This is a genomic window from Streptacidiphilus rugosus AM-16 (assembly GCF_000744655.1).
In the GTDB taxonomy this organism is placed as follows: domain Bacteria; phylum Actinomycetota; class Actinomycetes; order Streptomycetales; family Streptomycetaceae; genus Streptacidiphilus; species Streptacidiphilus rugosus.
Genome location: NZ_JQMJ01000004.1, coordinates 6053310 through 6079903 on the forward strand (window position 1 = coordinate 6053310; position 26594 = coordinate 6079903).

The following is a 26594-nucleotide window of genomic DNA, read 5'->3' on the forward strand; positions in this document are numbered from 1 at the left end:
ACCACCGGGAGCGCCGGCCGTGCTGTGGTTTCGGCGCGCGAGCCCCCGGTGATCCTCTTTGCTTCGCACGCCCGTGCGGCATCGTAGCGGTGAGCGGGCGTCAGGTGTCCAACGAGAGAGTGGACCGGCGGGTGTGCGGATCAGCCGATCGGGCGGTGCACGTTCGGTCGTTTCGCAGGTCCCGGCGTCGTGTCCGCGATCCACGGACCCTCCCCCGACGGGTCCAACACGCCCTCCTCCAACCAGGTGTAACGTCCCGCCAGCACACCCTTGCTGATCGTTCGGTCGTCGCGATCGGTATTGGTCCAGAGCCGGTCGAACAACTCCTCGGTCCGGATCCGCGCCTGCTTGCAGAAGGTGTCCGCCAGCTCGTACGCCCCCTCCCCGGTCTGCGCGCCCTCCTTCGTCCGCAGCATCTCCGCGCGCACGCAGACCGCGCTCATCGCGAACAACTCGGCGCCGATGTCGACGATCCGGGCCAGGAAGCCCTGCTTGGTCTCCATCCGGCCCTGCCAGCGCGACATGGCGTAGAAGGTCGACCGCGCCAACTTCCGTGCGCTGCGCTCGACGTAGCGCAGATGCCCGGAGAGGTCACGGCACCCGGCCGGGTGGAACTCGCGGTAGGAGGTCGGCACCTGGCCCGGTCCCGCGACCAGCTTCGGCAGCCAACCGGCGTAGAACGCCCCGGCCTTGGCGGCGGCCCGGCCCTTGCGCCGCAGGTCCGCCTCCGGCTCGATCAGGTCACCCGCCACCTTCAGGTGCGCGTCGACGGCCTCACGGGCGATCAGCAGATGCATGATCTCGGTCGAGCCCTCGAAGATCCGGTTGATCCGCAGGTCGCGCAGCACCTGCTCGGTAGGGACCGCCCGCTCTCCGCGCGCGGCCAGCGAGGCCGCCGTCTCGAAGCCGCGGCCGCCGCGGATCTGCACCAGCTCGTCGGCCATCAGCCAGCCCATCTCCGAGCCGTAGAGCTTGGCCAGCGCCGCCTCGATGCGGATGTCGTTGCGCTCCTCGTCGGCCATCTGACCGGAGAGCTCAAGCACCGCCTCCAGTGCGAAGGTCGTCGCCGCGATGAAGGAGATCTTCGTCGCGACCGCCTCGTGCCCGGCGATCGGCTTGCCCCACTGCTCCCTGGCCGCCGACCACTCGCGGGCGATCTTCAGGCACCACTTGCCCGCGCCGACGCACATCGCGGGCAGCGAGAGCCGACCGGTGTTCAGCGTGGTCAGTGCGATCTTGAGGCCCTCCCCCTCCCGCCCGATCCGGTTCTCCGCGGGGACGCGGACGCCGTCGAAGCGGGTCACCCCGTTCTCGATGCCGCGCAGGCCCATGAACGCGTTCCGGTTCTCCACGGTCACGCCCGCCGAGGACGCCTCCACCACGAAGGCGGTGATCCCGCCCCGGTGGCCCTCCGTCTTCGGCACCCGCGCCATCACCACCAGGAGGTCCGCCACCACGCCGTTGGTCGTCCAGAGCTTCACGCCGTCCAGGACGTACTCGCTGCCGTCCGCACTGGGCGTGGCCGTGGTCGCCAGCCTGGCCGGATCACTGCCGACGTCGGGTTCGGTCAGCAGGAAGGCGGTGATCGAGGTGGTGGCGCAGCGCGGCAGGAAGGCGCGCTTCTGCTCGGGCGTGCCGAACATCTTGAGCGGCTGCGGCACACCGATCGACTGGTGCGCGGATACGAGCGCGGCGATCGCCGGACTGACGCTGCCGATGAGCGCGAGCGCCCGGTTGTAGTGCACCTGGGTGAGACCGAGGCCGCCGTAGTCGCGATCGATCTTCATTCCGAAGACGCCCAGCTCCTGCAGGCCCTTGACCACCTCGTCGGGGATCTGCGCGTCGCGCTCGATCACCGCACTGTCGATCTTCTTCTCGCAGAAGTCCCGCAGCCGGGCCAGGAACTCCGCGCCCTCCCGCTCGGCGGCGGCGTCGGGCAGGGGGTGCGGGTGGATCAGGTCCAGACGGAAACGGCCCAGGAACAGTTCCTTGGCGAAGCTGGGCTTTCGCCAGTCCTGTTCCCGGGCCTCTTCCGCGACGCGACGAGCCTCGCGCTCGGTGACCTTGGGGGCAGCCTGAGGGGCGGAGCCGGACATGGGGCATCACCTCACGGTGGGTTACCTGCCAGTATGCCCCGACCGTACGCTGCGTGCATCCATGGTCACCAGAGGTGAGAGCGGAATGTCCTCCGTCAGAGCGCGAGGCCGGTCAGCACCAGCACGCGCTCGTAGGTGTAGTCGGCCATCGCGTAGGCGACGCCCTCGCGGCCGACGCCGGAGTCCTTGACCCCGCCGTACGGCATCTGGTCGGCGCGGTAGGAGGGCGCGTCGCCGACGATCACGCCGCCGACCTCCAGCTCGCGGTGGGCGCGGAAGGCGAGTTGCACGTCGTGCGTGAAGACACCCGCCTGCAGACCGAACTTCGAGTCGTTGACGGCGGCGAAGGCCTCGTCCACGCCGTCGACCTTGGTCAGCGTCAGCACCGGACCGAAGACCTCCTCGGTCGCCAGCGTCACGCCGTCCGGCACGCCGGACACCACGGTCGGCGCGTAGCTGGCGCCCTCGCGCTTACCGCCGGCCAGCAGCTCGGCACCCGCGTTCACGGCCTCGTCCACCCAGGACTCGACGCGCTTGGCGGCGTCCTCGCTCACCAGCGGGCCCACGTCGACGGCGTCGTCGACCGGGTCACCGGTGACCTGCGCGCCGACCTTGGCGACGACCTTCTCCACGAGCCGGTCGTAGACCGACGCGTCGGCGATCACACGCTGCACCGAGATGCAGGACTGACCGCCCTGGTAGTTCGCGAAGGTCGCGATGCGGGTCGCGGCCCACTCCAGGTCCGCCTCGGAGGACCAGTCGGCGAGCACGACGGCCGCGGCGTTGCCGCCCAGCTCCAGCGTGACGTGCTTGCGCGGGACCGAGTCGAGGATTGCGTAGCCGACCTTGTCCGAGCCGGTGAACGAGATCACCGGCAGGCGCGGGTCCTGCACCAGGGCGGGCATGCGGTCGTTCGGAACGGTCAGCACCGACCAGGAGCCGGCCGGCAGGTCGGTCTCGGCCAGGATCTCGCCCAGGACCAGCGCGGAGACGGGGGTCGCCGGGGCCGGCTTGAGGATGATCGGCGCGCCGACCGCGATCGCCGGGGCGACCTTGTGCGCGACCAGGTTCAGCGGGAAGTTGAACGGCGCGATGCCGAGCACGACACCGCGGTTGAAGCGCCGCACCAGCGCGAGGCGGCCCGCGCCGCCGGCGTCGGTGTCGAGGCGCTGGCCCTCACCGCTGTTGAAGCGCCGGGCCTCCTCAGCGGCCCACCGGAACACGCTCACCGCGCGGGCGACCTCGCCGCGGGCCCACTTGATCGGCTTGCCGTTCTCGGCGGTGATCAGCTGCGCGATCTCCTCGGCGCGCTCGCCCAGTCGCCGGGACACGTGGTCGAGGGCGGCGGCCCGTACGTGCGCGGGCGTGGCGGCGAACTCGTCCTTCACCGCGTAGGCGGCGGCGACCGCCTCCTCCACCTGCGCGTCACTGGCGACACTCACCCGGGCGACGACGCTGCCGTCGTACGGGTGGTGCACGTCGAGGGTCTCGGGTCCGGTCTCCTGCCGTCCCGCCAGCCAGAATGCGTAGGTGGTGGTCACCGCGGTCACCGGCCCTTTCCGTCCTAGTACAGGGGTCTCTACGCGTTCCACGGTAGGCCGCGGAAGGGCTGTAGCCGTTTGTCCTTCCCGTACGACTTCGGGCACCGCAACTCGACACATCGGCCACCCCAGAGGCGCGGGGAACTGCGCGACAAGCCACCCACCGAGGTGGAACCCCCAACGAGCAGGGCCATCCGCGCCGGGCGGTTGCTCGCGTAGTTCCTCGCGCCCCCAGGGAGGTGCAACGAGCCCTTGCGCCGAATGATCAGGTCTCGGCGGAAGCGCGGAGCGCCATCCAGAGCTCCATGCGGACGTCCGTGTCGTCCAGCGAGCGCCCCAGCAGCTCCTCCACCCGCCGCATCCGATAGCGCAGCGTATGCCGGTGCACGCCGAGATCCGCCGCCGCCGCGTCCCACTGGCCGTGCCGGGAGAGCCATGCGCGCAGGCTCGCCTCCAGGTCGCCGCGCGACGTGCGGTCGTGCTCGCGCAGCGGTCGCAGCAGGCCGTCGGCGAAGGCCTGGACCGCCTCGTCGCCGAGAAGCGGCAGCAGCGAGCCCGCGCCGACCTCCTCGTGGTCCACACTGCGTCGCCCGCTCCGCAGCGCGACGGCCAACGCGCGCTCCGCCTCCGCCGCCGCCGCGCCCGCCGCCTCCAGCGTGGTCGGCGCGGAGACGCCCACCGCGACCGTGTCCAGGTCGGCCGCCAGGTCCGTGCAGACCTGGTGCACCATCCCGCCGTCCACGGCGACCAGCACCAGGCGCTCGCCCTCCGGCGCCAGCAGCAGCGGTTCGCCGGTCCGCGCAGCGGCCTGCTCCGCGCGGTCGCCGAGCTCGGCGAGGCCGTCGCCGTCGCCCTCGGCGACCAGCACCCGGACGGTCCCCTGCGGCAGTCCGCCCAGCAGTGCTCCCGCCACGTCCTTGGCGATCACCGTCTCCCCGGCCAGCACCAGCCGCAGCAGCGCCGTCCGCATCCGGTCCTCCGCGCTGCGCAGATCGCGCGAACGCTCCAGGGTCAGCGTCAGCAGCGCGACGGCCGCGTTCACCACGTAGCGCTCCCCCGAGGTCAGCCGGTCCTCCGTGCCGACGGCGAGGAAGCCGCGGGCGCGGCGGTCCGCGCCCAGCGACTGCAGCACCACGTAGTCCTGGGTGCCCTGGGTGTCGCCCTGGAGCGCCATGCTCGCCGGCGCGGGCCGGCCGCGCAGCCGCTCGACCTCGGGCCGCAGCCGCCCGGCGCGGCGCGCGGCCCAGTCCGGCGCCACGACCACGGCCGTCCCCGACGCGTCGTACAAGGCGGCCCAGCCCCCGAGCCGGCCGGCCAGCTTCGCGATGACCGCCGTGGTGCCGTCCTTGCCCAGAGCGGCGCGGGTCAGTTCCTCCTGCGCCTCGAAGCTGGTGGCGACGGCCTTGTACTGCTCGGCCGCGAGCGCGGCGGTGACCGCCTTGCTGATCGCGATGAACGGCGTGGGCTGCGGCACCTCCAGCAGCGGGAGCCCGCGCTCCGAGGCCGCCTCGACCAGCATGCCCGGCACCTCGTCGTAGCTGAGCCCGACGCCGATCCCGAGGCCCGCCACGCCAGCGTCCGCCAGCCGGTGGACGTACTGGCGCAGCTTCTCCTTGCCCTTGCCGAGCTTGAGCCCCGTGGTGAGCAGCAGCTCGCCGCCCTCCAGATAGGGGACGGGGTCGTCCAGCTCACTGGTGTGCACCCAGCGCACGGGCCGGTCCAGGGACGCCTCGCCGGCCCGGACCACCAGGCCCAGCCCCGGCATCGCCACCAGGGAGGCGACCGTGACGCTGCTGTGCCGCACCTCGTCCTCGGGGAGCGGCGGCTTCTCTTGAGACATGACACCTTCGGCGGGCGCAGGCGGCGGACCGCGTCGTTGCGGTCCGAGGGTTGGACGACGCGTCCAAGCCTTCTCCGTCGATTCTGCCTCAGCGGCGCAGCTACTCGCGCGTCAGCACGATTTCCCGCCACAGGTCCGACACCAGGACACCGGGCAGGTCACTGCAGGCGGACCAGCAGCGGCGGCACCTGGGTGCCGTCCACGGAGGTCAGCGAGACCACGGCGTGCCCGTGCGGCAGCACCTGGGCGAGGTCCGAGGCGGACCAGCGCCGGCGCTCCACCCGCCGCGTGGTCACGCTCTCGGTCTGCGCCCGCTCGCCCACCAGCAGCGCCCGCATCCCGCGCAGGCCGCGCCGCAGCAGACCGCCCGAGGTGTCCAGCGCGCGGGTGACGTCCCGCTCGTCCACCCAGACGGTGCCCCACGCGTCCTCGAACAGCTTGCCGTCCCACGGCGCGATGCCGGGGAACGCCATCCGGCCGCCGACCGCGCCGAACAGCGGCGTCCGCAGCTGCTCCGGCAGGTCCACGAGGGTGCGCAGGCCCAGGACGGCGCCGGCGTTGGCCGCGCGGAGCCGCTGGAGCGCCCGGACGGTGTGGCTGTCGACGGCCGCCGACGCGTCGTCGACGACCAGGCCGGCGAAGAGCGAACGGTCCGCGCGGCTCGCGGCCGCGTGCAGGAACTGACCCACCGCCAGCCGGCCCAGGATCCGGGCCGCCTCCGGGTAGTTGTGCTCGGGCAGCGCGATGCGCACCCGCAGCGGATGGTCCAGCGCCCGCAGCGCGAAGAGCGGCAGCGGTTCGGGGTCGCCGGCCGAGGCATTGAAGCAGCGGGCGAAGACCGGCCGGTCGAGCAGGGCCAGCCGGTCGGCGAGCAGCGCGCCGGGATCGTCGGCGAGACCGTGCATCCGCTCGCGCTGGGCCAGCTCGTGCTGGTGGCGGTCCAGCTCACCGCTCTCGCGCACCGCCTTGAGCAGCGCGGACCACGCCGTCGGCTCCGCCCGCAGCAGCAGCACCAGCTCCCTGACCCCGGGCAGCCGCCCGTAGCCGGCCTGGAACGGGCCGACGATCTGCTGCAGCGCGAGGCGCGCGCTCTCCGCGCGCAGCGCGAGCTCGTCCGGCAGCAGCGCGTCCGCGAGCCGCGCGGCAGCCTCGTCGAGCTGCCGCGCGCCGCCGAACAGGTCGAGACCGTAGGCCGCGTGCGGATCGCCCGGCGCGACCACGACGTCGTACCAGGACGCCGGACCGAGATCCGCGTCGGCCGCGCCGACGACGGCGACCACCGCGGTGCCGGTCAGCGCCTGCAGACACAGCGCCTCGGCGGCGGGCCGGGTCAGCCTGGACGTCTTGCCGCTGCCCGACGGCCCGACCGCCAGCAGCGAGGTGCCGAGCAGCGCCGGGTCCAACGCGATGTCCGCACCGCGGTACCCGGCCGGGTTCTTCGGCACGTCCTCGGCGGTGCCGATCCGGAACTGACGCAACAGCAGATCGTGCCACGGCCCCCGCCCCGGCAGATCCCGCGCCCCCGACGGATGCCCACACGCCGCCGCCCCGTGCTCCCGCACCGCCTCCAACAACGCCCCGAGCCGGTCGGGGTCGTGCCGGACGACCTCCGCGGCGCGCACGAGCCGCTGGTGGTCCACGTCCCCGACGCGGCGCGCCCGCGTCTCGGCGTCGAGCTGCCCGAGCGCTCCCGTGTGGGCGTACGGGCGGAGCGGCGCCCAGACGTCCGGCGGCGCCTCGACGGTCACGCCGGACTGCGGACGCGCCTGTCGTGCCTCCCTGAGCCGCGCCAGCACCGGGCGGCCGTAGCGCCGCCAGACCAGCTTCCACCGGCCCCAGCGGCCGAAGACCCAGATCAGCAGCACCACGATGAGCGCGTTGAGGAGATAGGCGAAGAGGGTCGCGAGCAGGTCGCCCCGGGTGACCGCGGCCAGCACGCCGTGGAAGAAGAGCTGGAAGAACCAGGTGACCAGGTCGCCGGAGTAGATGAGCGCCTCGTACGCGACCAGGGCGTTGAGCGCGGCGCGCAGCAGCAGCTTCCAGCCCGGGATCGCGTCGTCGGCCAAGGTCTTCTCGTCGGAGGCACGCGGCTCGGGCCCCAGGCCGAACACCCCGGCGGGCTCGCGGTGGCGCGGCGCGCCGACCCAGCCGACGAGGTCGAACTCGGCTCCCTGCTGCGCGGGGATCGCGCCGGTCGGCCGCGGAACGGCGGCCGGCGGAGTCGGCTGCGGCGAGACCGCCCGGTGTCCGTCGAGTGACATCGCAGTCCCGCTCCCTTGCGCCCGCACACAAGCACCGCCGTCTGGGACCGGCGGGCAGACGGGGCGGGACGGCGCCACGGTGCGCGATGCCTCGCACCCCGCTTCCTGCGCCGCCGCCGTCTTCCGGTCGGTCGTGGCTCTCAATCTAGTGGAGCGGACGCGCCCGTTGTGGGGAAGCGCGCGTGTCATGATCAGTATCCGTCCCGGACAAGTCCGACCCGCGATCACGCCCCTTCGGCGTATGCCGGAGCCCCCTCCCCGCCGTAGCCTGCTGAAAGGGGACGATCCCCTCGGACCACCCCCCGGCGTGCGATCCACACAGATCCCCTCGCCGACGACACACACGCATGGGAGACCACCTCATGAGCGCTGCTCAGCTTCCCGGCGGCCCTTCGCTTCCGCAGGAGCGCCGCCTCGTCACCGCGATCCCCGGGCCGAAGTCGCAGGAGCTGCACGCACGCAAGCTCGCAGCGGTGGCCGCCGGCGTCGGCACCACGCTGCCGGTGTACATCACCCGCGCGGGTGGCGGCGTCGTCGAGGACGTCGACGGCAACTCCCTGATCGACTTCGGCTCCGGCATCGCCGTGACCAACGTCGGCAACGCCGCCGAGCTGGTCGTCGAGCGCGCCTCCGCGCAGCTCGCCGCCTTCACGCACACCTGCTTCATGGTCACCCCCTACGAGGGCTACGTCGCCGTCGCCGAGCAGCTCAACGAGCTGACCCCGGGTGACCACGAGAAGCGCACCGCGCTCTTCAACTCCGGCGCCGAGGCCGTCGAGAACGCCGTCAAGATCGCGCGTGCCTACACCAAGCGCACCGCCGTGGTGGTCTTCGACCACGGCTACCACGGCCGCACCAACCTGACCATGGGCATGACCGCGAAGAACATGCCCTACAAGCAGGGCTTCGGTCCGTTCGCCCCCGAGGTCCACCGCGTTCCGCTGGCGTACCCCTACCGCTGGCTGACCGGCCCGGAGAACTGCGCCGCCGAGGCCGCGGCCCAGGCCATCGACATGATCAACAAGCAGATCGGCGCCGAGAACGTCGCCGCGATCGTGATCGAGCCCATCCAGGGCGAGGGCGGCTTCATCGAGCCGGCCAAGGGCTTCCTGCCCGCGATCGTCGAGTTCGCCAAGGCGAACGGCATCGTCTTCGTCGCCGACGAGATCCAGACCGGCTTCTGCCGTACCGGCCAGTGGTTCGCCTGTGACGACGAGGGCATCGTCCCCGACCTGATCACGACCGCCAAGGGCATCGCCGGCGGCCTCCCGCTCGCCGCCGTCACCGGCCGCGCCGAGATCATGGACGCCGCCCACGCGGGCGGCCTCGGCGGCACCTACGGCGGCAACCCGGTCGCCTGCGCCGCCGCCCTGGGCTCGATCGAGACCATGAAGACGCTCGACCTCAACGCCAAGGCCCAGGCCATCGGCGAGACCATGCTGGCCCGCCTGCGCGCGCTCCAGGAGAAGTTCGAGGTCATCGGCGACGTCCGCGGCCGCGGCGCGATGATCGCCGTCGAGCTGGTCAAGCCGGGCACCAAGGACGCCAACCCGGAGGCCGCCGCCGCACTGGCCAAGTTCTGCCACAACGAGGGCCTGCTGGTCCTCACCGCCGGCACCTACGGCAACGTGCTGCGCTTCCTGCCGCCGCTCGTCATGCCGCAGGAGCTGCTGGCCGAGGGCCTGGACATCCTCGAGAACGCCTTCGCCGCGCTCTGATCCACCCTCTGCTCCACGCGCTGTGCCCCCGTCGGATGCGTCCGACGGGGGCACAGCGCTGTAGGGACGACGCCTGAGCGGGTACGCATCACCGCCATGAAGCCGTGGCGCCCCCTCCTCCCGCTCGTCCTCGCCCTCGTCCTGACGCCGGTCATGACGCTGGTGCCGGGCGCGAGCACGCCCGCACACGCCGCGCTCGCGTTCGCACCCGCGGACCGCGCCTCGGACACCGCCGAGGAGCTGCGCGGCTTCCAGGCCGTCCAGGTGGCCCTGGCCCAGCTCGGCGTCCCCTACGCCTGGGGCGGCGGCAGCCTCGCCGGGCCGACCCTCGGCTTCTGCGACGGCGTGAACGGCTACCGCGACGGCGTCTGCCTCGCGGACCACACCGTCGGCTTCGACTGCAGCGGCCTGGTCCGCTACGCCTGGTACCAGGCGAGCGGCGGCGCCGTGGTGCTCCCCCACTACAGCGCCGCCCAGGCCCTGCTGGGCCGGCGCGTCATCGACCGTCGCGCGCTGCTCCCCGGGGACCTGCTCTTCTTCGCGGAACCCGGCGGGCGGGTCCATCACGTCGGCCTCTACCTCGGCGACGGCGCGATGATCCACGCGGAGCACACCGGCACCCGGGTCGCCGTGCTGCGCGACGTCTTCGACGATCCGACGTGGGGCCCGCGACTGGTGGCCGCCACCCGGCCCGAACCGGGACCCGACGCGCCCACCACGCGGCGTGAAGAACGTGTGCGGACCTGATGGCGGGTGGGTGAGGCGGATCGATCGACGGTGCGCCGTGACGTACTGTCATGACAGATGGAGAAGCACGACACCACCGAGGACACCACAACGGACTCGTCGCGGAGTCCCCTCAGCCGATCGACAGCACGCCGAGCTCAAACCCCCCGGGCCAAGCGGAACGTCGATCACATCAGCCGCCCCGGAGCTCTCCCCCCTGCTCCGGGGCGGCTACATGCTGCCCTGGTGTCGGTCTGGTTCCCGGTCGTGCTCGCGGTCCTCCTCGTGTTCCTCACCGAACAGGTCCTGACCCACGGCCCGCTGCTGGCGGTGGACCGCTGGACCCGTGACACCGTGTACGGCGGCTGGGCGACGCACACGTCCTGGGCCTGGGTCGAGCTGGTGGCCGAACGGTGGACCGACATCGGGCTCGCGGTCTGCTCCGGCACCGCCCTCACGCTGGTCGCCCTGGTCACGGCCGCCCGCCTCCGCTCCTGGCGCCCGATCGGCGTGGCGCTGCTCGCGGCAGCGGCCCTCTTCGGGACAGTCATCCCCGGAAAGATCATCATCGCCCGGCCCGGCCCGCACGAAGCACCGGTCCCTCCGGGCGCCTGGGGCTGGTTCCCCTCCGGCCACACGGCGACCGCGTCGATCTGTCTCGGCACGGCCGCCCTGCTGCTGGCGTCGATCCTTCCGCGACTACGCCGGCTGCTCTACGGCGCGACCGCCTTCGTCTGCGTGGGGGTCGGCTTCTTCCTGCTCTGGCGCGACTACCACTGGCTCCTGGACGTCCTCGCCAGCGGCTGCCTCACCGGCATCGTGCTCTGGTGCCTGGCCAGGATCCGCCTCCAGGCGTGACTCGGCCACGGCGAGACCCACGATCGACGTGAGCATCAGCATCGTGCCGACGACCGTGGCCACGGTGAGCCGCTCACCGAGAAAGAGCACGGCGAGCACCGTCGCGCTGACCGGCTCGATCAGCATCACCACCGACACCGTGGCCGCACGGACCGCCGCCGCCCCGGCGAAGTACAGCGGATAGGCGAGCGCCGTCGTGAAGACCACGACATAGAGCAGCAACAGCAGCACCCTGGCCGGGTGGGCGGTGTGCGGCACGAGCCCCTCCACCCAGGCGAACGGCAGCAGGACGAAGGCCCCGATGGCGAACGACCACAGCGTGAGGGTGTAGGAGTCCACGCCGGTCCCGTCCCGTCCGGCCCACCGGCCCAGAACGTTGGAGACCGCGAACCCGGCGGCGGACAGCAGAGCCAGACCCACGCCGAGCGGGCGGACCACACCCTGCTGGTTGCCCAGCACCAGCACCGACAGCCCGGCGAGCGCCCCACCGACCGCCAGCACCCCGCCGCGGCCGATGTGCTCGCCAAGGAAGAGCCGCGCGCCGGCGGCGGTCAGCACCGGACCCGCGCCCAGCGTGACGATGGTTCCGACGGCCAGCCCCGTGTCCTGCACGGCCGCGAAGTAGGCCGCCTGGAAGACGGCCAGGCTGACGCCCGTGCCGGTGAAGAGGAGCGCCCGGCGGAGAACCGGCTGTTCCCGCCTCGGCAGGCGGCGGGCGGGACGGAGGACACGAGCGGCGATCAGCAGCGCCATGCTCGCGAGCAGACGCCAGAACGACAGGGCCAGCGGCCCGAAGTCACTGGACCGGTAGACGAGGTCCGCCGCGGCCCCGGTCGTCCCCCAGGCCGTTCCGGCGACGGCGAGGCAGACGAGGCCGCGCCGGACCGGTCGCACAGATCGCGCGGACGGCCCCGGTCCGGACGGGGTCAGCGGGACAGGATTGGTGGCAACTGCAGTCTTCGACACAGAAGAGTCTCCAGACGGAGCGAATGGTCGTGGTCTCCTCTGCGGGGCACGACCATTCGGCGCGGAGCGCGGCCCGAGGCCTGCGGTCTACGCGCTGGTGTCGGTGGCGACCCGCCCTACAGGGCGGGAGGCGGAAGAACTGCGGCGCACGTGCACATGCGACGCACTCTACGCCATCGTCCCGCCGGCGACTGGGTCCGGAACGCAGTGAAGCCCCCTGACCTATGGTCAGGGGGCTTCACTGGAAAGGTTGTTCGGCGGCGTCCTACTCTCCCACAGGGTCCCCCCTGCAGTACCATCGGCGCTGTGAGGCTTAGCTTCCGGGTTCGGGATGTAACCGGGCGTTTCCCTCACGCTATGACCACCGAAACACGGTGAAACAAGCGGTGATCGCTGTCTCAGAACAGCACAGTGGACGCGTAGCAACTATGGACAAGCCCTCGGCCTATTAGTACCGGTCAGCTCCACCCCTCACAGGGCTTCCACATCCGGCCTATCAACCCAGTCGTCTACTGGGAGCCTTACCCCATCAAGTGGGTGGGAGTACTCATCTCGAAGCAGGCTTCCCGCTTAGATGCTTTCAGCGGTTATCCCTCCCGAACGTAGCCAACCAGCCATGCCCTTGGCAGGACAACTGGCACACCAGAGGTTCGTCCGTCCCGGTCCTCTCGTACTAGGGACAGCCCTTCTCAATACTCCTGCGCGCGCAGCGGATAGGGACCGAACTGTCTCACGACGTTCTAAACCCAGCTCGCGTACCGCTTTAATGGGCGAACAGCCCAACCCTTGGGACCTACTCCAGCCCCAGGATGCGACGAGCCGACATCGAGGTGCCAAACCATCCCGTCGATATGGACTCTTGGGGAAGATCAGCCTGTTATCCCCGGGGTACCTTTTATCCGTTGAGCGACGGCGCTTCCACAAGCCACCGCCGGATCACTAGTCCCTGCTTTCGCACCTGCTCGACCCGTCGGTCTCACAGTCAAGCTCCCTTGTGCACTTACACTCAACACCTGATTGCCAACCAGGCTGAGGGAACCTTTGGGCGCCTCCGTTACATTTTAGGAGGCAACCGCCCCAGTTAAACTACCCACCAGACACTGTCCCTGATCCGGATCACGGACCCAGGTTAGACATCCAGCACGACCAGAGTGGTATTTCAACGTCGACTCCACAACAACTGGCGTTGCTGCTTCAAAGTCTCCCACCTATCCTACACAAGCCGAACCGAACACCAATATCAAGCTATAGTAAAGGTCCCGGGGTCTTTCCGTCCTGCTGCGCGAAACGAGCATCTTTACTCGTAATGCAATTTCACCGGGCCTATGGTTGAGACAGTCGAGAAGTCGTTACGCCATTCGTGCAGGTCGGAACTTACCCGACAAGGAATTTCGCTACCTTAGGATGGTTATAGTTACCACCGCCGTTTACTGGCGCTTAAGTTCTCAGCTTCGCCCGGACGAATCCAAGCTAACCGGTCCCCTTAACGTTCCAGCACCGGGCAGGCGTCAGTCCGTATACATCGCCTTACGGCTTCGCACGGACCTGTGTTTTTAGTAAACAGTCGCTTCTCGCTGGTCTCTGCGGCCACCCCCAGCTCTGGCAGCAAGTGCCGTCACCAGGCGTGGCCCCCTTCTCCCGAAGTTACGGGGGCATTTTGCCGAGTTCCTTAACCATAGTTCACCCGAACGCCTCGGTATTCTCTACCTGACCACCTGAGTCGGTTTGGGGTACGGGCCGCCATGAAACTCGCTAGAGGCTTTTCTCGACAGCATAGGATCATCCACTTCACCACAATCGGCTCGGCATCAGGTCTCAGCCTATTGTGTGGCGGATTTGCCTACCACACGGCCTACACCCTTACCCCGGGACTACCACCGCCCGGGCTGGACTACCTTCCTGCGTCACCCCATCGCTCAGCTACTACCCTGTTGGGCCGGCGGCTCCACCACTCCCCTTTGTCCGAAGACTCCGGGGCGGCTTCACGGCCTTAGCATTCAGAGGTTCGCCGTTGGCGCTTCAAAGCGGGTACGGGAATATCAACCCGTTGTCCATCGACTACGCCTGTCGGCCTCGCCTTAGGTCCCGACTTACCCTGGGCAGATCAGCTTGACCCAGGAACCCTTGGTCAATCGGCGCAAGAGTTTCCCACTCTTGTATCGCTACTCATGCCTGCATTCTCACTCGTGAACCGTCCACCACTGGATTCCTCCGCGGCTTCACCCGGCACACGACGCTCCCCTACCCATCCATGCACCCGTTGGGGCTATAGCATGAATGACACGGCTTCGGCGGTGTACTTGAGCCCCGCTACATTGTCGGCGCGGAATCACTTGACCAGTGAGCTATTACGCACTCTTTAAAGGGTGGCTGCTTCTAAGCCAACCTCCTGGTTGTCTCTGCGACTCCACATCCTTTCCCACTTAGCACACGCTTAGGGGCCTTAGCCGGTGTTCTGGGCTGTTTCCCTCTCGACCATGGAGCTTATCCCCCACAGTCTCACTGCCGCGCTCTCACTTACCGGCATTCGGAGTTTGGCTAAGGTCAGTAACCCGGTGGGGCCCATCGCCTATCCAGTGCTCTACCTCCGGCAAGAAACACGCGACGCTGCACCTAAATGCATTTCGGGGAGAACCAGCTATCACGGAGTTTGATTGGCCTTTCACCCCTAACCACAGGTCATCCCCCAGGTTTTCAACCCTGGTGGGTTCGGTCCTCCACACGGTCTTACCCGCGCTTCAACCTGCCCATGGCTAGATCACTCCGCTTCGGGTCTTGGGCGCGCGACTCATTCGCCCTATTCGGACTCGCTTTCGCTACGGCTACCCCACACGGGTTAACCTCGCCACACACCGCAAACTCGCAGGCTCATTCTTCAAAAGGCACGCAGTCACACCGAAGTGCTCCCACGGCTTGTAGGCACACGGTTTCAGGTACTATTTCACTCCGCTCCCGCGGTACTTTTCACCATTCCCTCACGGTACTATCCGCTATCGGTCACCAGGGAATATTTAGGCTTAGCGGGTGGTCCCGCCAGATTCACACGGGATTTCTCGGGCCCCGTGCTACTTGGGAGTTGCATAAGCGAGCCGAGAACGTTTCGTCTACGGGGGTCTTACCCTCTACGCCGGACCTTTCGCATGTCCTTCGACTACACTCTCGGTTTCTGACTCGCCCAGCCGCCGGCAGACGACTGAAACACAATCCCACGACCCCATGACGGCAACCCCTGCCGGGTCTCACACCACCATGGTTTAGCCTCATCCGGTTTCGCTCGCCACTACTCCCGGAATCACGGTTGTTTTCTCTTCCTGCGGGTACTGAGATGTTTCACTTCCCCGCGTTCCCTCCACACTGCCTATGTGTTCAGCAGCGGGTGACAGCCCATGACGACTGCCGGGTTTCCCCATTCGGACACCCCCGGATCAAAGCTCGGTTGACAGCTCCCCGGGGCCTATCGCGGCCTCCCACGTCCTTCATCGGTTCCTGGTGCCAAGGCATCCACCGTGCGCCCTTAAAAACTTGGCCACAGATGCTCGCGTCCACTGTGCAGTTCTCAAACAACGACCAGAAGGTTCAGACTGTTTCACCAGCCCGTTCCCTCAGGACCCAACAACGTGCCCGACACACAGCCCTGCCGGCGACCGCGTTCCACGCGCCGAAGCGCAGTACTGACGATCCCACCAGGAATCCGTGTGCCGAATAGTCAACGTTCCACCCATGAGCAACCGTGCGAGACATGCGCTCGCAAGCGGCTATGTGCTCCTTAGAAAGGAGGTGATCCAGCCGCACCTTCCGGTACGGCTACCTTGTTACGACTTCGTCCCAATCGCTGGTCCCACCTTCGACAGCTCCCTCCCACAAGGGGTTAGGCCACCGGCTTCGGGTGTTACCGACTTTCGTGACGTGACGGGCGGTGTGTACAAGGCCCGGGAACGTATTCACCGCAGCAATGCTGATCTGCGATTACTAGCAACTCCGACTTCATGGGGTCGAGTTGCAGACCCCAATCCGAACTGAGACCGGCTTTTTGAGATTCGCTCCGCCTCACGGCATCGCAGCTCTTTGTACCGGCCATTGTAGCACGTGTGCAGCCCAAGACATAAGGGGCATGATGATTTGACGTCATCCCCACCTTCCTCCGAGTTGACCCCGGCAGTCTCCTGTGAGTCCCCGGCATAACCCGCTGGCAACACAGAACGAGGGTTGCGCTCGTTGCGGGACTTAACCCAACATCTCACGACACGAGCTGACGACAACCATGCACCACCTGTACACCGACCACAAGGGGGCGCCCATCTCTGGACGTTTCCGGTGTATGTCAAGCCTTGGTAAGGTTCTTCGCGTTGCGTCGAATTAAGCCACATGCTCCGCTGCTTGTGCGGGCCCCCGTCAATTCCTTTGAGTTTTAGCCTTGCGGCCGTACTCCCCAGGCGGGGCACTTAATGCGTTAGCTGCGGCGCGGACCACGTGGAATGTGACCCACACCTAGTGCCCAACGTTTACGGCGTGGACTACCAGGGTATCTAATCCTGTTCGCTCCCCACGCTTTCGCTCCTCAGCGTCAGTAATGGCCCAGAGATCCGCCTTCGCCACCGGTGTTCCTCCTGATATCTGCGCATTTCACCGCTACACCAGGAATTCCGATCTCCCCTACCACACTCTAGCCTGCCCGTATCGAATGCAGACCCGGGGTTAAGCCCCGGGCTTTCACATCCGACGCGACAAGCCGCCTACGAGCTCTTTACGCCCAATAATTCCGGACAACGCTCGCACCCTACGTATTACCGCGGCTGCTGGCACGTAGTTAGCCGGTGCTTCTTCTGCAGGTACCGTCACTTGCGCTTCTTCCCTGCTGAAAGAGGTTTACAACCCGAAGGCCTTCATCCCTCACGCGGCGTCGCTGCATCAGGCTTGCGCCCATTGTGCAATATTCCCCACTGCTGCCTCCCGTAGGAGTCTGGGCCGTGTCTCAGTCCCAGTGTGGCCGGTCGCCCTCTCAGGCCGGCTACCCGTCGTCGCCTTGGTAGGCCATCACCCCACCAACAAGCTGATAGGCCGCGGGCTCATCCTGCACCGCCGGAGCTTTCCACCCCGGAGCATGCGCTCCAGGGTCGTATCCGGTATTAGACCTCGTTTCCAAGGCTTGTCCCAGAGTGCAGGGCAGATTGCCCACGTGTTACTCACCCGTTCGCCACTGATCCACCCCGAAGGGCTTCACCGTTCGACTTGCATGTGTTAAGCACGCCGCCAGCGTTCGTCCTGAGCCAGGATCAAACTCTCCGTGAATGTATTCCCGTAATCGGGCATTCGCGTTGAGCGGCACGACATCCCACCGGAATAAGGGGGACTCGTGCACAGCGTCCTCGCTGATTTTAAAACATCTCAAAAGTAACTGGCGTTGACTTTTGGCACGCTGTTGAGTTCTCAAGGAACGGACGCTTCCTTCGGCCCCGTTTCACCGGGCCCTCCGGGCGCTTCCTTCGTTTTCCAGCTTATCAGAACTTCCGGCCTTCGCTTTTCGCTCCGGCCCGTTCCGACGAGTGAAACTCTAGCTGATTTCCTCGGTGCGAACCAAATCCACCAACCACACCCGAAAATGGCAGCACGAATTGCTCATTCGTACGATCAGATTCCTGGGGTTTGGCTGCCTCCAGACCCGCTCAGCGGGCGTGGCAACTCGGAGAACATTACGCATGCGCCCCAGGCGTGTCAACCCAGCACCAGCTCCAGTTGGAGCAGTCTGAACGGGTGCGTGACGCCGAACGCAGCCGCGCGTTCCGCTTCGTCGATGACGTCGAAGGGGCGGATCAGGCTCTCCCGCACGGCGAAGACCGCGTCGGAGTCGAGGTAGGGGCTGTCCGCGACGAAGGCGTGCGTCGTCACCGGGTCATGTCCGTCCGCTGCCGCGATCACGTGGATGTGAGCCGGGCGGTAGGGATGGCGGCCGGCCGCGCGCAGCAGTTCACCCGCGGGGCCGTCCGTCGGGATCGGATAGTGCGAGGGCACCACCGTCCGGAACCAGAAGCGGCCCTCCGCGTCGGCGGTGAAGAGACCTCGCCCGTTTCCCTGTGGCTGCCGGTCCGGCTGCTGGACGTCGTAGTAGCCGTCGGCGCTCCACTGCCAGATGTCGACCGTCGCTCCCCGGAGTGGGGTTCCGTCCAGGTCGACGACCCTCCCCGTCACCACGCACGGTTCGCCGACGCCGAGCAGGTCGATGGACGCTCCCAGCTCCCTGACCGGCGAATCGCCGACATGGAAGGGGCCCACCACGGTCGACTCCGTGCCGGCGTCCCCGGCGTTCAGCTCCTCGACCAGCATCGAGACGCCCAGTACGTCCGAGAGCAGGATGAACTCCTGGCGGGTGTCGTCGCACCTCTGCCCGGTCCGGGTCAGGAAGTCGATGGCCGCGGCCCACTCCTCGCGACTGGGCCGGACCTCCTTGACGAAGGCGTGCAGGTGTCGGGTGAGACTGTCCAGGATCAGCCTGGCGCGGGGGTCCGCCGCCTGGGCGAAGCTCCTCCGCACCTCTTCCGTGCCACCGTCGCGCAGCATGTCCGCAGCGTAGGCCGCGCGCGGCGCTGTGGACAGCGTCCGCGCCCCGGATGCCGGAACGGCCCGGTCCCGCGCGGACGGATGCGCGGGACCGGGCCGTTGCCGGAAGGGCGGGAGTGGCGTGGATCAGGCGTTGGTCGGGAAGCCCAGGTTGATCCCGCCGTGGCTCGGGTCGAGCCAGCGCGAGGTCACGGCCTTGCCGCGGGTGAAGAACTGGACGCCGTCCGCACCGTAGGCGTGGGTGTCGCCGAAGAGCGACGCCTTCCAGCCGCCGAAGGAGTAGTAGGCGACCGGGACCGGGATCGGCACGTTGATACCGACCATGCCGACCTCGACCTCGTTCTGGAAGCGCCGGGCCGCGCCGCCGTCGTTGGTGAAGATGGCGGTGCCGTTGCCGTAGGGGTTGCTGTTGATCAGCTGCAGGCCCTCCTCGTAGGAGTCCACGCGGACGACCGACAGCACCGGGCCGAAGATCTCGTCGTTGTAGACGGACATCCCGGGCTTGACGTTGTCGAACAGCGTCGGGCCGAGCCAGAAGCCGTCCGCGGTCGGGTCGCCGGAGGCGTCCTCCGCGCTGATCGGGTGCTTGCGGCCGTCGACCACCAGGTCGGCGCCGTCGGCGACGCCGGACTCCAGGTAGGAGGTGACCTTGTCGCGATGCACGCCGGTGACCAGCGGGCCCATGTCCGAGTCGCCGTTGCAGCCCGGGCCGACCTTCAGGGTGGCCATCCGGGACTTGATCTTCTCGATCAGCTCGTCCGCGATCGGCTCGACCGCGACCAGGACGGAGATCGCCATGCAGCGCTCGCCCGCCGCGCCGAAGCCGGCGTTGATCGCGGCGTCGGCGGCCAGGTCGAGGTCCGAGTCCGGCAGGACCAGCATGTGGTTCTTGGCGCCGCCGAGCGCCTGCACGCGCTTGCCGTAGCGGGTGCCCGTCTCGTAGACGTAGCGGGCGATCGGGGTCGAGCCCACGAAGGACACGGACTTGACGTCCGGGTGCTCCAGGAGGCGGTCGACCGCGACCTTGTCACCGTGGACGACGTTGAAGACGCCGGCCGGGAGGCCCGCCTCGGCCCACAGGTCCGCGAGGAACTGCGCGGCGGACGGGTCCTTCTCGGAGGGCTTGAGGATGACCGAGTTGCCCGCCGCGATGGCGATCGGGAAGAACCACATCGGGACCATCGCCGGGAAGTTGAACGGCGAGATGATCGCGACCGGGCCCAGCGGCTGACGGATCGAGTAGACGTCGATGCCCGTGGACGCCTGCTCGGTGAAGCCGCCCTTGAGCAGCTGCGGGATGCCGCACGCGTACTCGACGACCTCGAGGCCTCGGGCGATCTCGCCCAGGGCGTCCGAGTGCACCTTGCCGTGCTCGGAGACGATGATCGAGGCCAGCTCGTCCTTGCGCTCGTTCAGCAGCTCGCGGAACTTGAAGAGCACGGTGGTGCGCTTGGCCAGCGAGGCGTGGCGCCACTCGCCGAAGGCGGTGACGGCGGCGCTGACGGCAGCGTCCACCTCGGCGATGGTGGCGAAGTCGACCTGACCGGAGACCTTGCCGGTCGCCGGGTCGAAGATGTCACCGCGGCGCGGGGCGGCGCCGGCCGTGGCAACGGCCGCGCCGCCGATCCAGTGGGTGATGTGCTTGCTCAAGGGTCTGCCTCCGAGTCCAGGCGGGGCACGCATGAGTCTGATTCCGTGCAGTGCAGGTGCCGCGCTCTCTACATTCTGTTTCGACCGGACGCCTCCCTCAATCAGCAGGTTGTCGGTCGATTCCGGATCCGCCTTACACCCCGTCGGGCCCGCTGTCCTCGGCGCCGTCCCCCAGCAGGCTGCCCTCCCCCGTGAGCAGCGCCGCCGCCTCGTGCATGGCCAGTTCCAGCATCACCGGATCACCCAGTCGGCCGCTGCCGTCCGGGGGTACCAGCCAGCGCAGGCCCCGTCCGGCACGGGAGGGATGCGGGACGGCGAGCCAGGTTCCGGGGCCCGCCGTGCGGACGCCGGTGCCGACCCAGCGCGCGGCGGTGCCGGGCGGCACGAAGAAGCCGAAGCGGTAGTCGCCGAAGTCGACCAGCACCGGACCCGGGTCGTTCTCCAGGCGCAGCAGCACGTCGACGGTGAGCCGGCCCAGCTCGCCCGGCACTATCAGCACGTCCCAGAGCCGACCGGCCGGGAGCAGCGCGATGCCCATGGCGCTGCGCTCCCACTCCCATCGGCAGGCCTCCGGATCCGGTGCGGCAGCGGCGAGCCATTCCACCGCGCCCCTCGACTCCAGACTTCCCATAGCTTTCGCCCTCCACATCCGCGAGCTGGCGCCCGGGGTGGGCCAGGGGGTGGCCGACCCCGGGGTCACCATGAGAGAGCGGTTCGCTGTCCGGCTCTTACAGCGGTCTCGCACAATCGTGGGTGCGACCCGGCTCGGAGGGGCGAGAAGGCGCGTAAGGATGCGAAAGCGGCGCACACCCGCTATGAGGTGTGCGCCGTCGTTTCGGATCGCAGGTCGCCGACGACCGTCCGGGCGACGATCCCTGTTTCCTCGTCAGCTGCCGCCCGTCAGCTGTCGAAGCCGAGGCCCAGCGCGTCCATGGTCTTCAGCCACAGGTTGCGCCGGCCCGCGTTCTTGTCGGCGCGGTCGAGCGACCACTTGGTCATCTCGATGCCGATCCACTTGACCGGCTCGGGCGGGAACGGCAGCGGCTTGCTCTTCACCATCTCCAGCTCGGTGCGCTCGGTCTGCTCGCCCGCGAGCAGGTCGAGCATGACCTCGGCGCCGAAGCGGGTCGCGCCCACCCCGAGGCCGGTGTAGCCCACCGCGTAGGAGACGCGGCCCTTGTGCGCGGTGCCGAAGAAGGCGGAGAAGCGGCTGCAGGTGTCGATCGCCCCGCCCCAGGCGTGGCTGAACTTCACCCCCTCCAGCTGCGGGAAGGCGGTGAAGAAGTGCTCCGCCAGCTTGGCGTAGGTCTCGGGGCGGTGGTCGTACTCGTCCCGGACCTTGCTGCCGTAGTGGTAGACCGCGTCGTAGCCGCCCCACAGGATGCGGTTGTCGGCCGAGATCCGGAAGTAGTGGAACTGGTTGTTGCAGTCGCCCAGGCCCTGGCGGTTCTTCCAGCCGATCGAGGCGAGCTGCTCGTCCGTCAGCGGCTCGGTCATCAGGGCGTAGTCGTAGACGGGGGCGAGGAACGGCCGCACCCGCTTGACCAGGTTGGGGAAGATGTTGGTGCCGAGCGCCACGTGCCGGGCGAAGACCCGGCCGTAGGGGGTGCGGACGGCCATGCCCTCGCCGTTCGGGACGAGGTCGGTGCCGGGGGTGTTCTCGAAGATCCGGACGCCCAGCTCCAGGCAGGCCCGCTTCAGGCCCCAGGCCAGCTTGGCCGGGTGGACCATCGCGACGCCGTCGCGGTCCCAGAGTCCGGCGAGGAAGGTCGGCGAGTTCACCTCGGCGCGGACCGCGTCGGCGTCGAGGAACTCGGCGTGCACGCCGTACTCGCGCATCGCCTCGGCGCCCTCGCGCAGCTCCTCGACCTGGTGCGGCTCGGTGGCCACGTCCAGCTCGCCGGTGCGCTCCCAGTCGCAGTCGATGGCGTAGCGCTCGACCGTGTCCTCGATCGCCTGGAGGTTCTCGTGGCCGAGGCGCTCCAGGGTGCGCAGCTCGTTCGGCCAGCGCTCCAGGCCGTTGAAGAAGCCGTGGGTCAGGCTGGCGGCGCAGAAGCCGCCGTTGCGGCCGGAGGCGGCCCAGCCGACCTCCTTGCCCTCCAGCAGGACGACGTCCAGCGAGGGGTCGCGCTCCTTGGCGATCAGCGCGGTCCACAGTCCGGTGTAGCCGCCGCCGACGACCAGCAGGTCGCAGTGGGTGTCGCCGACCAGGGCCGGCTCGGGCTCGGGCTTCGCGGGGTCCGCGAGCCAGAAGGAGGTGTACTGGACGTCGGCGAGGGAGTGGGCCGGATCCATGCTCTCACTGCTTTCCGGTGCCCCGGCGGCCTGTCGGCGGCCGGGGCGTAGAAGGGTGTGGTGGGGCCGGACCGGCTCAGCGCCGGTCTGGCGGGCAGGGCCTAGCGGTCACCGAAGATGGTGCGGTGCCAGTCCTTGCGGGCGATCGCGGTGATGTCCTGCATCACGTGCTTGACCTGCGTGTACTCGTCGAGCGAGTACTGCGACATGTCCTTGCCGTAACCGGAGGCCTTGTAGCCGCCGTGGGGCATCTCGCTGATGATCGGGATGTGGTCGTTGACCCACACGCAGCCGGCCTGGATCTCGCGGGTGGCGCGCAGCGCGCGGAAGGTGTTGGTGGTCCAGGCGGACGCGGCCAGGCCGTAGGGCGTGTCGTTGGCGAGCTCGATGCCCTCGTCGTCGGTGTCGAAGGGCAGCACGACCAGGACCGGGCCGAAGAGCTCCTGCTGCACGATCTCGGCGTCCTGCGCGACGTCGGTGACCAGCGTCGGGCGGTAGTAGGCGCCCTGGGTGAGGTCGGTGCCGTCGTGGCCCTTCTCGGGGGCGAAGCCGCCGGCCGCGACGGTGGCGCCGTAGCCGCGGGCGCGCTCGACGAAGCCGGCGACGGAGTCGCGCTGGCGCTCGGAGACGAGCGGGCCGAGGTCGGTCTGCGGGTTGAACGGGTCGCCCAGGCGGATCGAGTCGAAGATCTCGGCCGCACCGGCCACGAAGGCCTCGAAGAGCGGCCGCTGCACGTAGGCGCGGGTGGCGGCGGTGCAGTCCTGGCCGGTGTTGATCAGCGAGCCGGCCGCGGCGCCGTTGATCGCGGCCTCCAGGTCGGCGTCGTCGAAGACCACGAAGGGCGCCTTGCCGCCGAGCTCCAGGTGGGTGCGCTTGACGGTCTGGACGGCGACCTCGCCGACGCGGGTGCCGACGCCGGTGGAGCCGGTGAAGGAGACCATGGAGACGTCGGGGTGGCCGATCAGGTACTCGCCGACGCTGCGGCCCTTGCCGGTGATCACGTTGACGACGCCGTCGGGGATGCCCGCGTCGGTGCAGGCCTGGGCGAACATCAGCGAGGTCAGGGGGGTGAGCTCGGCCGGCTTGAGCACGATGGTGTTGCCTGCGGCGATGGCCGGGAGGATCTTCCAGGCGGCCATCTGCAGCGGGTAGTTCCACGGCGCGATGGAGCCGACCACGCCGATCGCCTCGCGGCGGATCGAGGAGGTGTGCGAGCCGGACCACTCGCCGGTCGCCTTGCCCTCCAGGTTGCGGGCCGCGCCGGCGAAGAAGGCGGTGTTGTCGACGGTGCCCGGTACGTCGAACTCGGTGGTCAGCTTGATCGGCTTGCCGGTCTGCGCGGACTCGACGCGGGCGAAGTCCTCGGCACGCTCGGCGAGGATCGCGGCGAGCCTGGTCAGGGCCTCGCTGCGGAAGGCCGGAGTGGCGCCGGACCACTCGGGGAAGGCCCGCTTGGCCGCGGCGACCGCGACGTCGACGTCGGCCGTCGAGGCGAGGTCGACGCGCTGGACCAGGCTGCCGTCGGCGGGGCTGGTGACGTCGTAGGTGTCTCCCGAGGTGCCCTTGCGCAGAGCGCCGTCGATGTACTGGGCTCCGGCGTCGAAGCGGGTGCCGACGATGGTCCGGTCCATGGGTATCTCTCCTCGGGAGCGCGATGGGCTGCCTGCCCATCCTGCGACGATGCCCCGTCCCGGCAGGGGCGGGCAAGCGACAGTCTGCAAGGCGGATCCCCACCAGCATGACACGATGACAAGCTGCTGCATGGCGACACCTCGTTGCCGGAATGTCGCCCCGGCCTGACACTATGAAGGCAGCTCAGCGCCGTCCCTTCCCGAAGGATGACCCATGTTCCCCACCGTCGCCCGCGTCCTCGAACTGGACGTGGTCAGCCGCGGCCTGCCCGAGGTCGTGGCCGGGGCGCAGCATCTGGAACGGCCGGTGCGCTGGGTCCACGTCTCCGAGCTGGCCGACGTCGCGGGCGTGCTGCAGGGCGGCGAGCTGATCCTGACCACCGGCATCGCGCTGCCCGAGGACCGCGAGGGCCTGGCCCGCTACGTCCGCGAGCTCGCCGACATCGGCGCGGCCGGGCTGGTCGTCGAGTTCGGCCGCCGGTACTTCGACAGCCTGCCGCGCGCGCTGGTCCACGCGGCGGAGCAGCGCGGCCTGCCGCTCATCGTGCTCCGGCGCGAGCTGCGCTTCGTGGCGGTGACCGAAGCGGTGCACGCGCTGGTCGTCAACGCGCAGCTGGAGGAGCTGCGCTCCTCCGAGGAGATCCACCAGACCTTCAACGAGCTCGCCGTCGAGGGCGCCGAGCCGGTCGAGGTGGTCCGCCAGGTGGCGCGCATGGCGGGCGCGCCCGTGGTGCTGGAGAACCTCTCGCACCAGGTGCTCGCCTACGACACCGCCGGGCAGAACGCCCAGGTCGTACTGGCCGGCTGGGAGTCGCGCTCGCGCGGCATGCGGGCGAGCGGACGCACCGGCCACGACCCGCGGACCGGCTGGCTGGTCACCTCGGTCGGCGCGCGCGGGCACGACTGGGGACGGCTGGTCCTGATCGGGCAGCCGAGCTCCGCCCAGGAGGACGCGGCCCCCGCCGCCGCCTCGCACCGCCACACCATGCTGGTCGAACGCGCGGCGGCGACGCTGGCGCTGAACCGGCTGATGGTCCGCGACCGGGAGACGCTGGAACGCCAGACCCACCGCACGCTGCTCAGCGGCATCCTGACCCACGCGCTGACCGTCTCCGACGTGGCGCTGCGGGCGTCCGCGCTGGGCGTGCCTCTGGAGGGCCGGAGGCTGGTCGGCGTGGTGCTGCGCCAGCGGCGCGGCCCGCTGCCCGCGGCGCTGGAGGCACAGGCACGGCTGCGGGACTTCACCGAGACGGCGGCGGCCGCGGTACGGGAACGCCGGCTGACGGCACTGGTCGGCGCGCTGGACGACGAGGCGGTCGGGGTCCTGGTCTCGCTCGGCCCGAAGGACGACGAGCACGCGGCACTGGACGGCTTCGCCGGCGTGCTGCGCCGGCTGGTCAAGGAGCAGGAGGACGGCCCCGAGCCGGTCATCGCGGTGGGCTCCTCCGTGGGCTCGGTCCGCGACGCCCGCCGCACGCTGGTCGAGGCGACCCAGGTCGCCGACGCGGCCCTGCACGACACCCCCGCCGGCGCGGGCGGCCGCTCGGCCTCCTACTACCGCCTCCCCGACGTCCGGCTCCGCGGCCTGCTGCACCTGCTGCGCGACGACGCGCGCCTGCAGACCTATGTGGAGCGGGAGTTGGGCCCGCTGCTGGCCTACGACGCGGAGCACAACAGCCAGCTGATCTCGATGCTGCGGATCTACCTGGAGCAGGGCCGCAACAAGTCCGCGGCGGCGGACGCGGCGCACCTGTCCCGGCCGTCCTTCTACGACCGCCTGCACAAGGTGGAACGCGTGCTGGGCGTGGACCTGGACCAGGTGGAGTCCTGTCTGTCCCTGCACGTCGCCCTGCTCGCACTGGACGCGGTGCGGCGCTGATCTGACAGGGTGGGGCGCGTGGACGACATCGACCGGGCGATCCTTCGCGAGTTGCAGAGCGACGGGCGCATTCCCTACGCCGAGCTGGGGCCGAAGGTGGGACTCTCCCCCTCCGCGGCGCGGCAGCGGCTGCAACGACTGATCGACGCGAAGGCCGTGCAGGTCGTCGGCGTGACGGACCCGATGGCGATGGGCGGCCAGGCGATGGCCCTACTCGGCATCAGGGTCGACGGCGACGCGCGGGCAGTGGCGGATGTCCTCGGCGGACGCGAGGAGGTCGTCTACTCGGTGCTGACCTCGGGCACGTTCGACCTGTTCGCCGAGGTGGTCTGCCGGGAGCCGCGAGCACTGCTGGACTTCATCAACGACGTGGTGCGGCCGATCGAGGGCGTGACCGCCGTGGAAAACTTCCCCTACTTCGGCATCCACACGCACCGCTTCGCCTGGGACGTCGGCTAGGACGCGCTACCGGGACGCGGGGAACCTGATGCAAGCGGGCAACCACAACAGGGGCGCGGGGAACTGCGCGAGCAACCACCCTGTGCGGATGGCCCTGCTCGTTCGGCGACACACCACAC

The 26594-nt window shown here is 69.2% G+C and carries 14 protein-coding genes, 3 rRNA genes and 1 pseudogene; 5 read left to right on the forward strand and 13 right to left on the reverse strand.

All coding sequences use genetic code 11. The features are described from left to right. Positions 1-140 precede the first annotated feature (140 nt). From BS83_RS36400 to BS83_RS36415, 4 genes are all read right to left on the reverse strand, one after another. Positions 141-2096, reverse strand: a complete 1956-nt coding sequence (locus BS83_RS36400; protein ID WP_037607545.1) for an acyl-CoA dehydrogenase family protein — start codon at positions 2094-2096, stop codon at positions 141-143. Positions 2097-2191: 95 nt separating this feature from the next. After that, the gene (locus BS83_RS36405; protein WP_037610738.1) at positions 2192-3637 is read right to left on the reverse strand and encodes an aldehyde dehydrogenase family protein; all 1446 of its coding nucleotides are present in this window, start codon (positions 3635-3637) and stop codon (positions 2192-2194) included. A gap of 265 nt (positions 3638-3902) precedes the next feature. Beyond that, entirely contained in the window at positions 3903-5477 is a 1575-nt protein-coding gene (locus BS83_RS36410) for a PucR family transcriptional regulator (RefSeq protein ID WP_051944740.1), read from the reverse strand. A 158-nt stretch (positions 5478-5635) separates the two neighbouring features. After that, positions 5636-7738 carry a hypothetical protein gene (locus BS83_RS36415; RefSeq protein ID WP_037607546.1) on the reverse strand — a complete coding sequence of 701 codons (2103 nt, stop codon included), beginning with the start codon at positions 7736-7738 and terminating at the stop codon, positions 5636-5638. A 362-nt stretch (positions 7739-8100) separates the two neighbouring features. On the opposite strand from BS83_RS36415, the gene gabT reads away from it, so the two are divergent. The 3 genes and pseudogenes from gabT to BS83_RS44570 all read left to right on the forward strand — a co-directional run. Beyond that, positions 8101-9456, forward strand: coding sequence for a 4-aminobutyrate--2-oxoglutarate transaminase (gene gabT / locus BS83_RS36420; protein WP_037607547.1), 1356 nt, complete (start codon positions 8101-8103; stop codon positions 9454-9456). 96 nt (positions 9457-9552) lie between these two features. Continuing rightward, a complete protein-coding gene (locus BS83_RS42590; protein ID WP_051944743.1) occupies positions 9553-10203 on the forward strand; it encodes a C40 family peptidase in 651 nt (216 codons plus the stop codon). Positions 10204-10260: 57 nt separating this feature from the next. Next, positions 10261-10965 (forward strand): annotated as a pseudogene (locus BS83_RS44570) (phosphatase PAP2 family protein); the annotation flags it as partial. Here BS83_RS44570 and BS83_RS36435 read toward each other — a convergent pair. The 9 genes from BS83_RS36435 to BS83_RS36475 all read right to left on the reverse strand — a co-directional run bounded on the left by BS83_RS36435 (position 10882) and on the right by BS83_RS36475 (position 24137). Continuing rightward, a complete protein-coding gene (locus BS83_RS36435; protein ID WP_084715240.1) occupies positions 10882-11970 on the reverse strand; it encodes a DMT family transporter in 1089 nt (362 codons plus the stop codon). The pseudogene BS83_RS44570 and the gene BS83_RS36435 overlap by 84 nt on opposite strands. Before the next feature lie 288 nt (positions 11971-12258). After that, positions 12259-12375 (reverse strand): 5S ribosomal RNA (gene rrf, locus BS83_RS36440). A gap of 59 nt (positions 12376-12434) precedes the next feature. Further along, positions 12435-15534, reverse strand: a 23S ribosomal RNA gene (locus tag BS83_RS36445). 242 nt (positions 15535-15776) lie between these two features. Continuing rightward, positions 15777-17295 (reverse strand): 16S ribosomal RNA (locus tag BS83_RS36450). The 16S, 23S and 5S rRNA genes sit together here, the layout of an rRNA operon. Positions 17296-17718: 423 nt before the next feature. After that, complete coding sequence (locus tag BS83_RS36455; protein ID WP_037607549.1) at positions 17719-18561, reverse strand: dioxygenase family protein; 843 nt, start codon at positions 18559-18561, stop codon at positions 17719-17721. A 126-nt stretch (positions 18562-18687) separates the two neighbouring features. After that, positions 18688-20211, reverse strand: coding sequence for a CoA-acylating methylmalonate-semialdehyde dehydrogenase (locus BS83_RS36460; protein ID WP_037607550.1), 1524 nt, complete (start codon positions 20209-20211; stop codon positions 18688-18690). 133 nt (positions 20212-20344) lie between these two features. After that, on the reverse strand, positions 20345-20842 hold the full coding sequence (locus BS83_RS36465; protein WP_051944751.1) for a hypothetical protein: 498 nt from the start codon (positions 20840-20842) through the stop codon (positions 20345-20347). Between the two features lie 269 nt (positions 20843-21111). Beyond that, entirely contained in the window at positions 21112-22506 is a 1395-nt protein-coding gene (locus tag BS83_RS36470; protein ID WP_037607551.1) for an NAD(P)/FAD-dependent oxidoreductase, read from the reverse strand. Positions 22507-22607: 101 nt separating this feature from the next. After that, on the reverse strand, positions 22608-24137 hold the full coding sequence (locus BS83_RS36475; RefSeq protein WP_037607552.1) for a gamma-aminobutyraldehyde dehydrogenase: 1530 nt from the start codon (positions 24135-24137) through the stop codon (positions 22608-22610). Between the two features lie 214 nt (positions 24138-24351). On the opposite strand from BS83_RS36475, the gene BS83_RS36480 reads away from it, so the two are divergent. Continuing rightward, positions 24352-26016 carry a PucR family transcriptional regulator gene (locus BS83_RS36480; protein WP_037607553.1) on the forward strand — a complete coding sequence of 555 codons (1665 nt, stop codon included), beginning with the start codon at positions 24352-24354 and terminating at the stop codon, positions 26014-26016. A gap of 18 nt (positions 26017-26034) precedes the next feature. Beyond that, positions 26035-26475, forward strand: coding sequence for an Lrp/AsnC family transcriptional regulator (locus BS83_RS36485; RefSeq protein ID WP_037607554.1), 441 nt, complete (start codon positions 26035-26037; stop codon positions 26473-26475). The last annotated feature ends 119 nt before the right edge of the window (positions 26476-26594 follow it).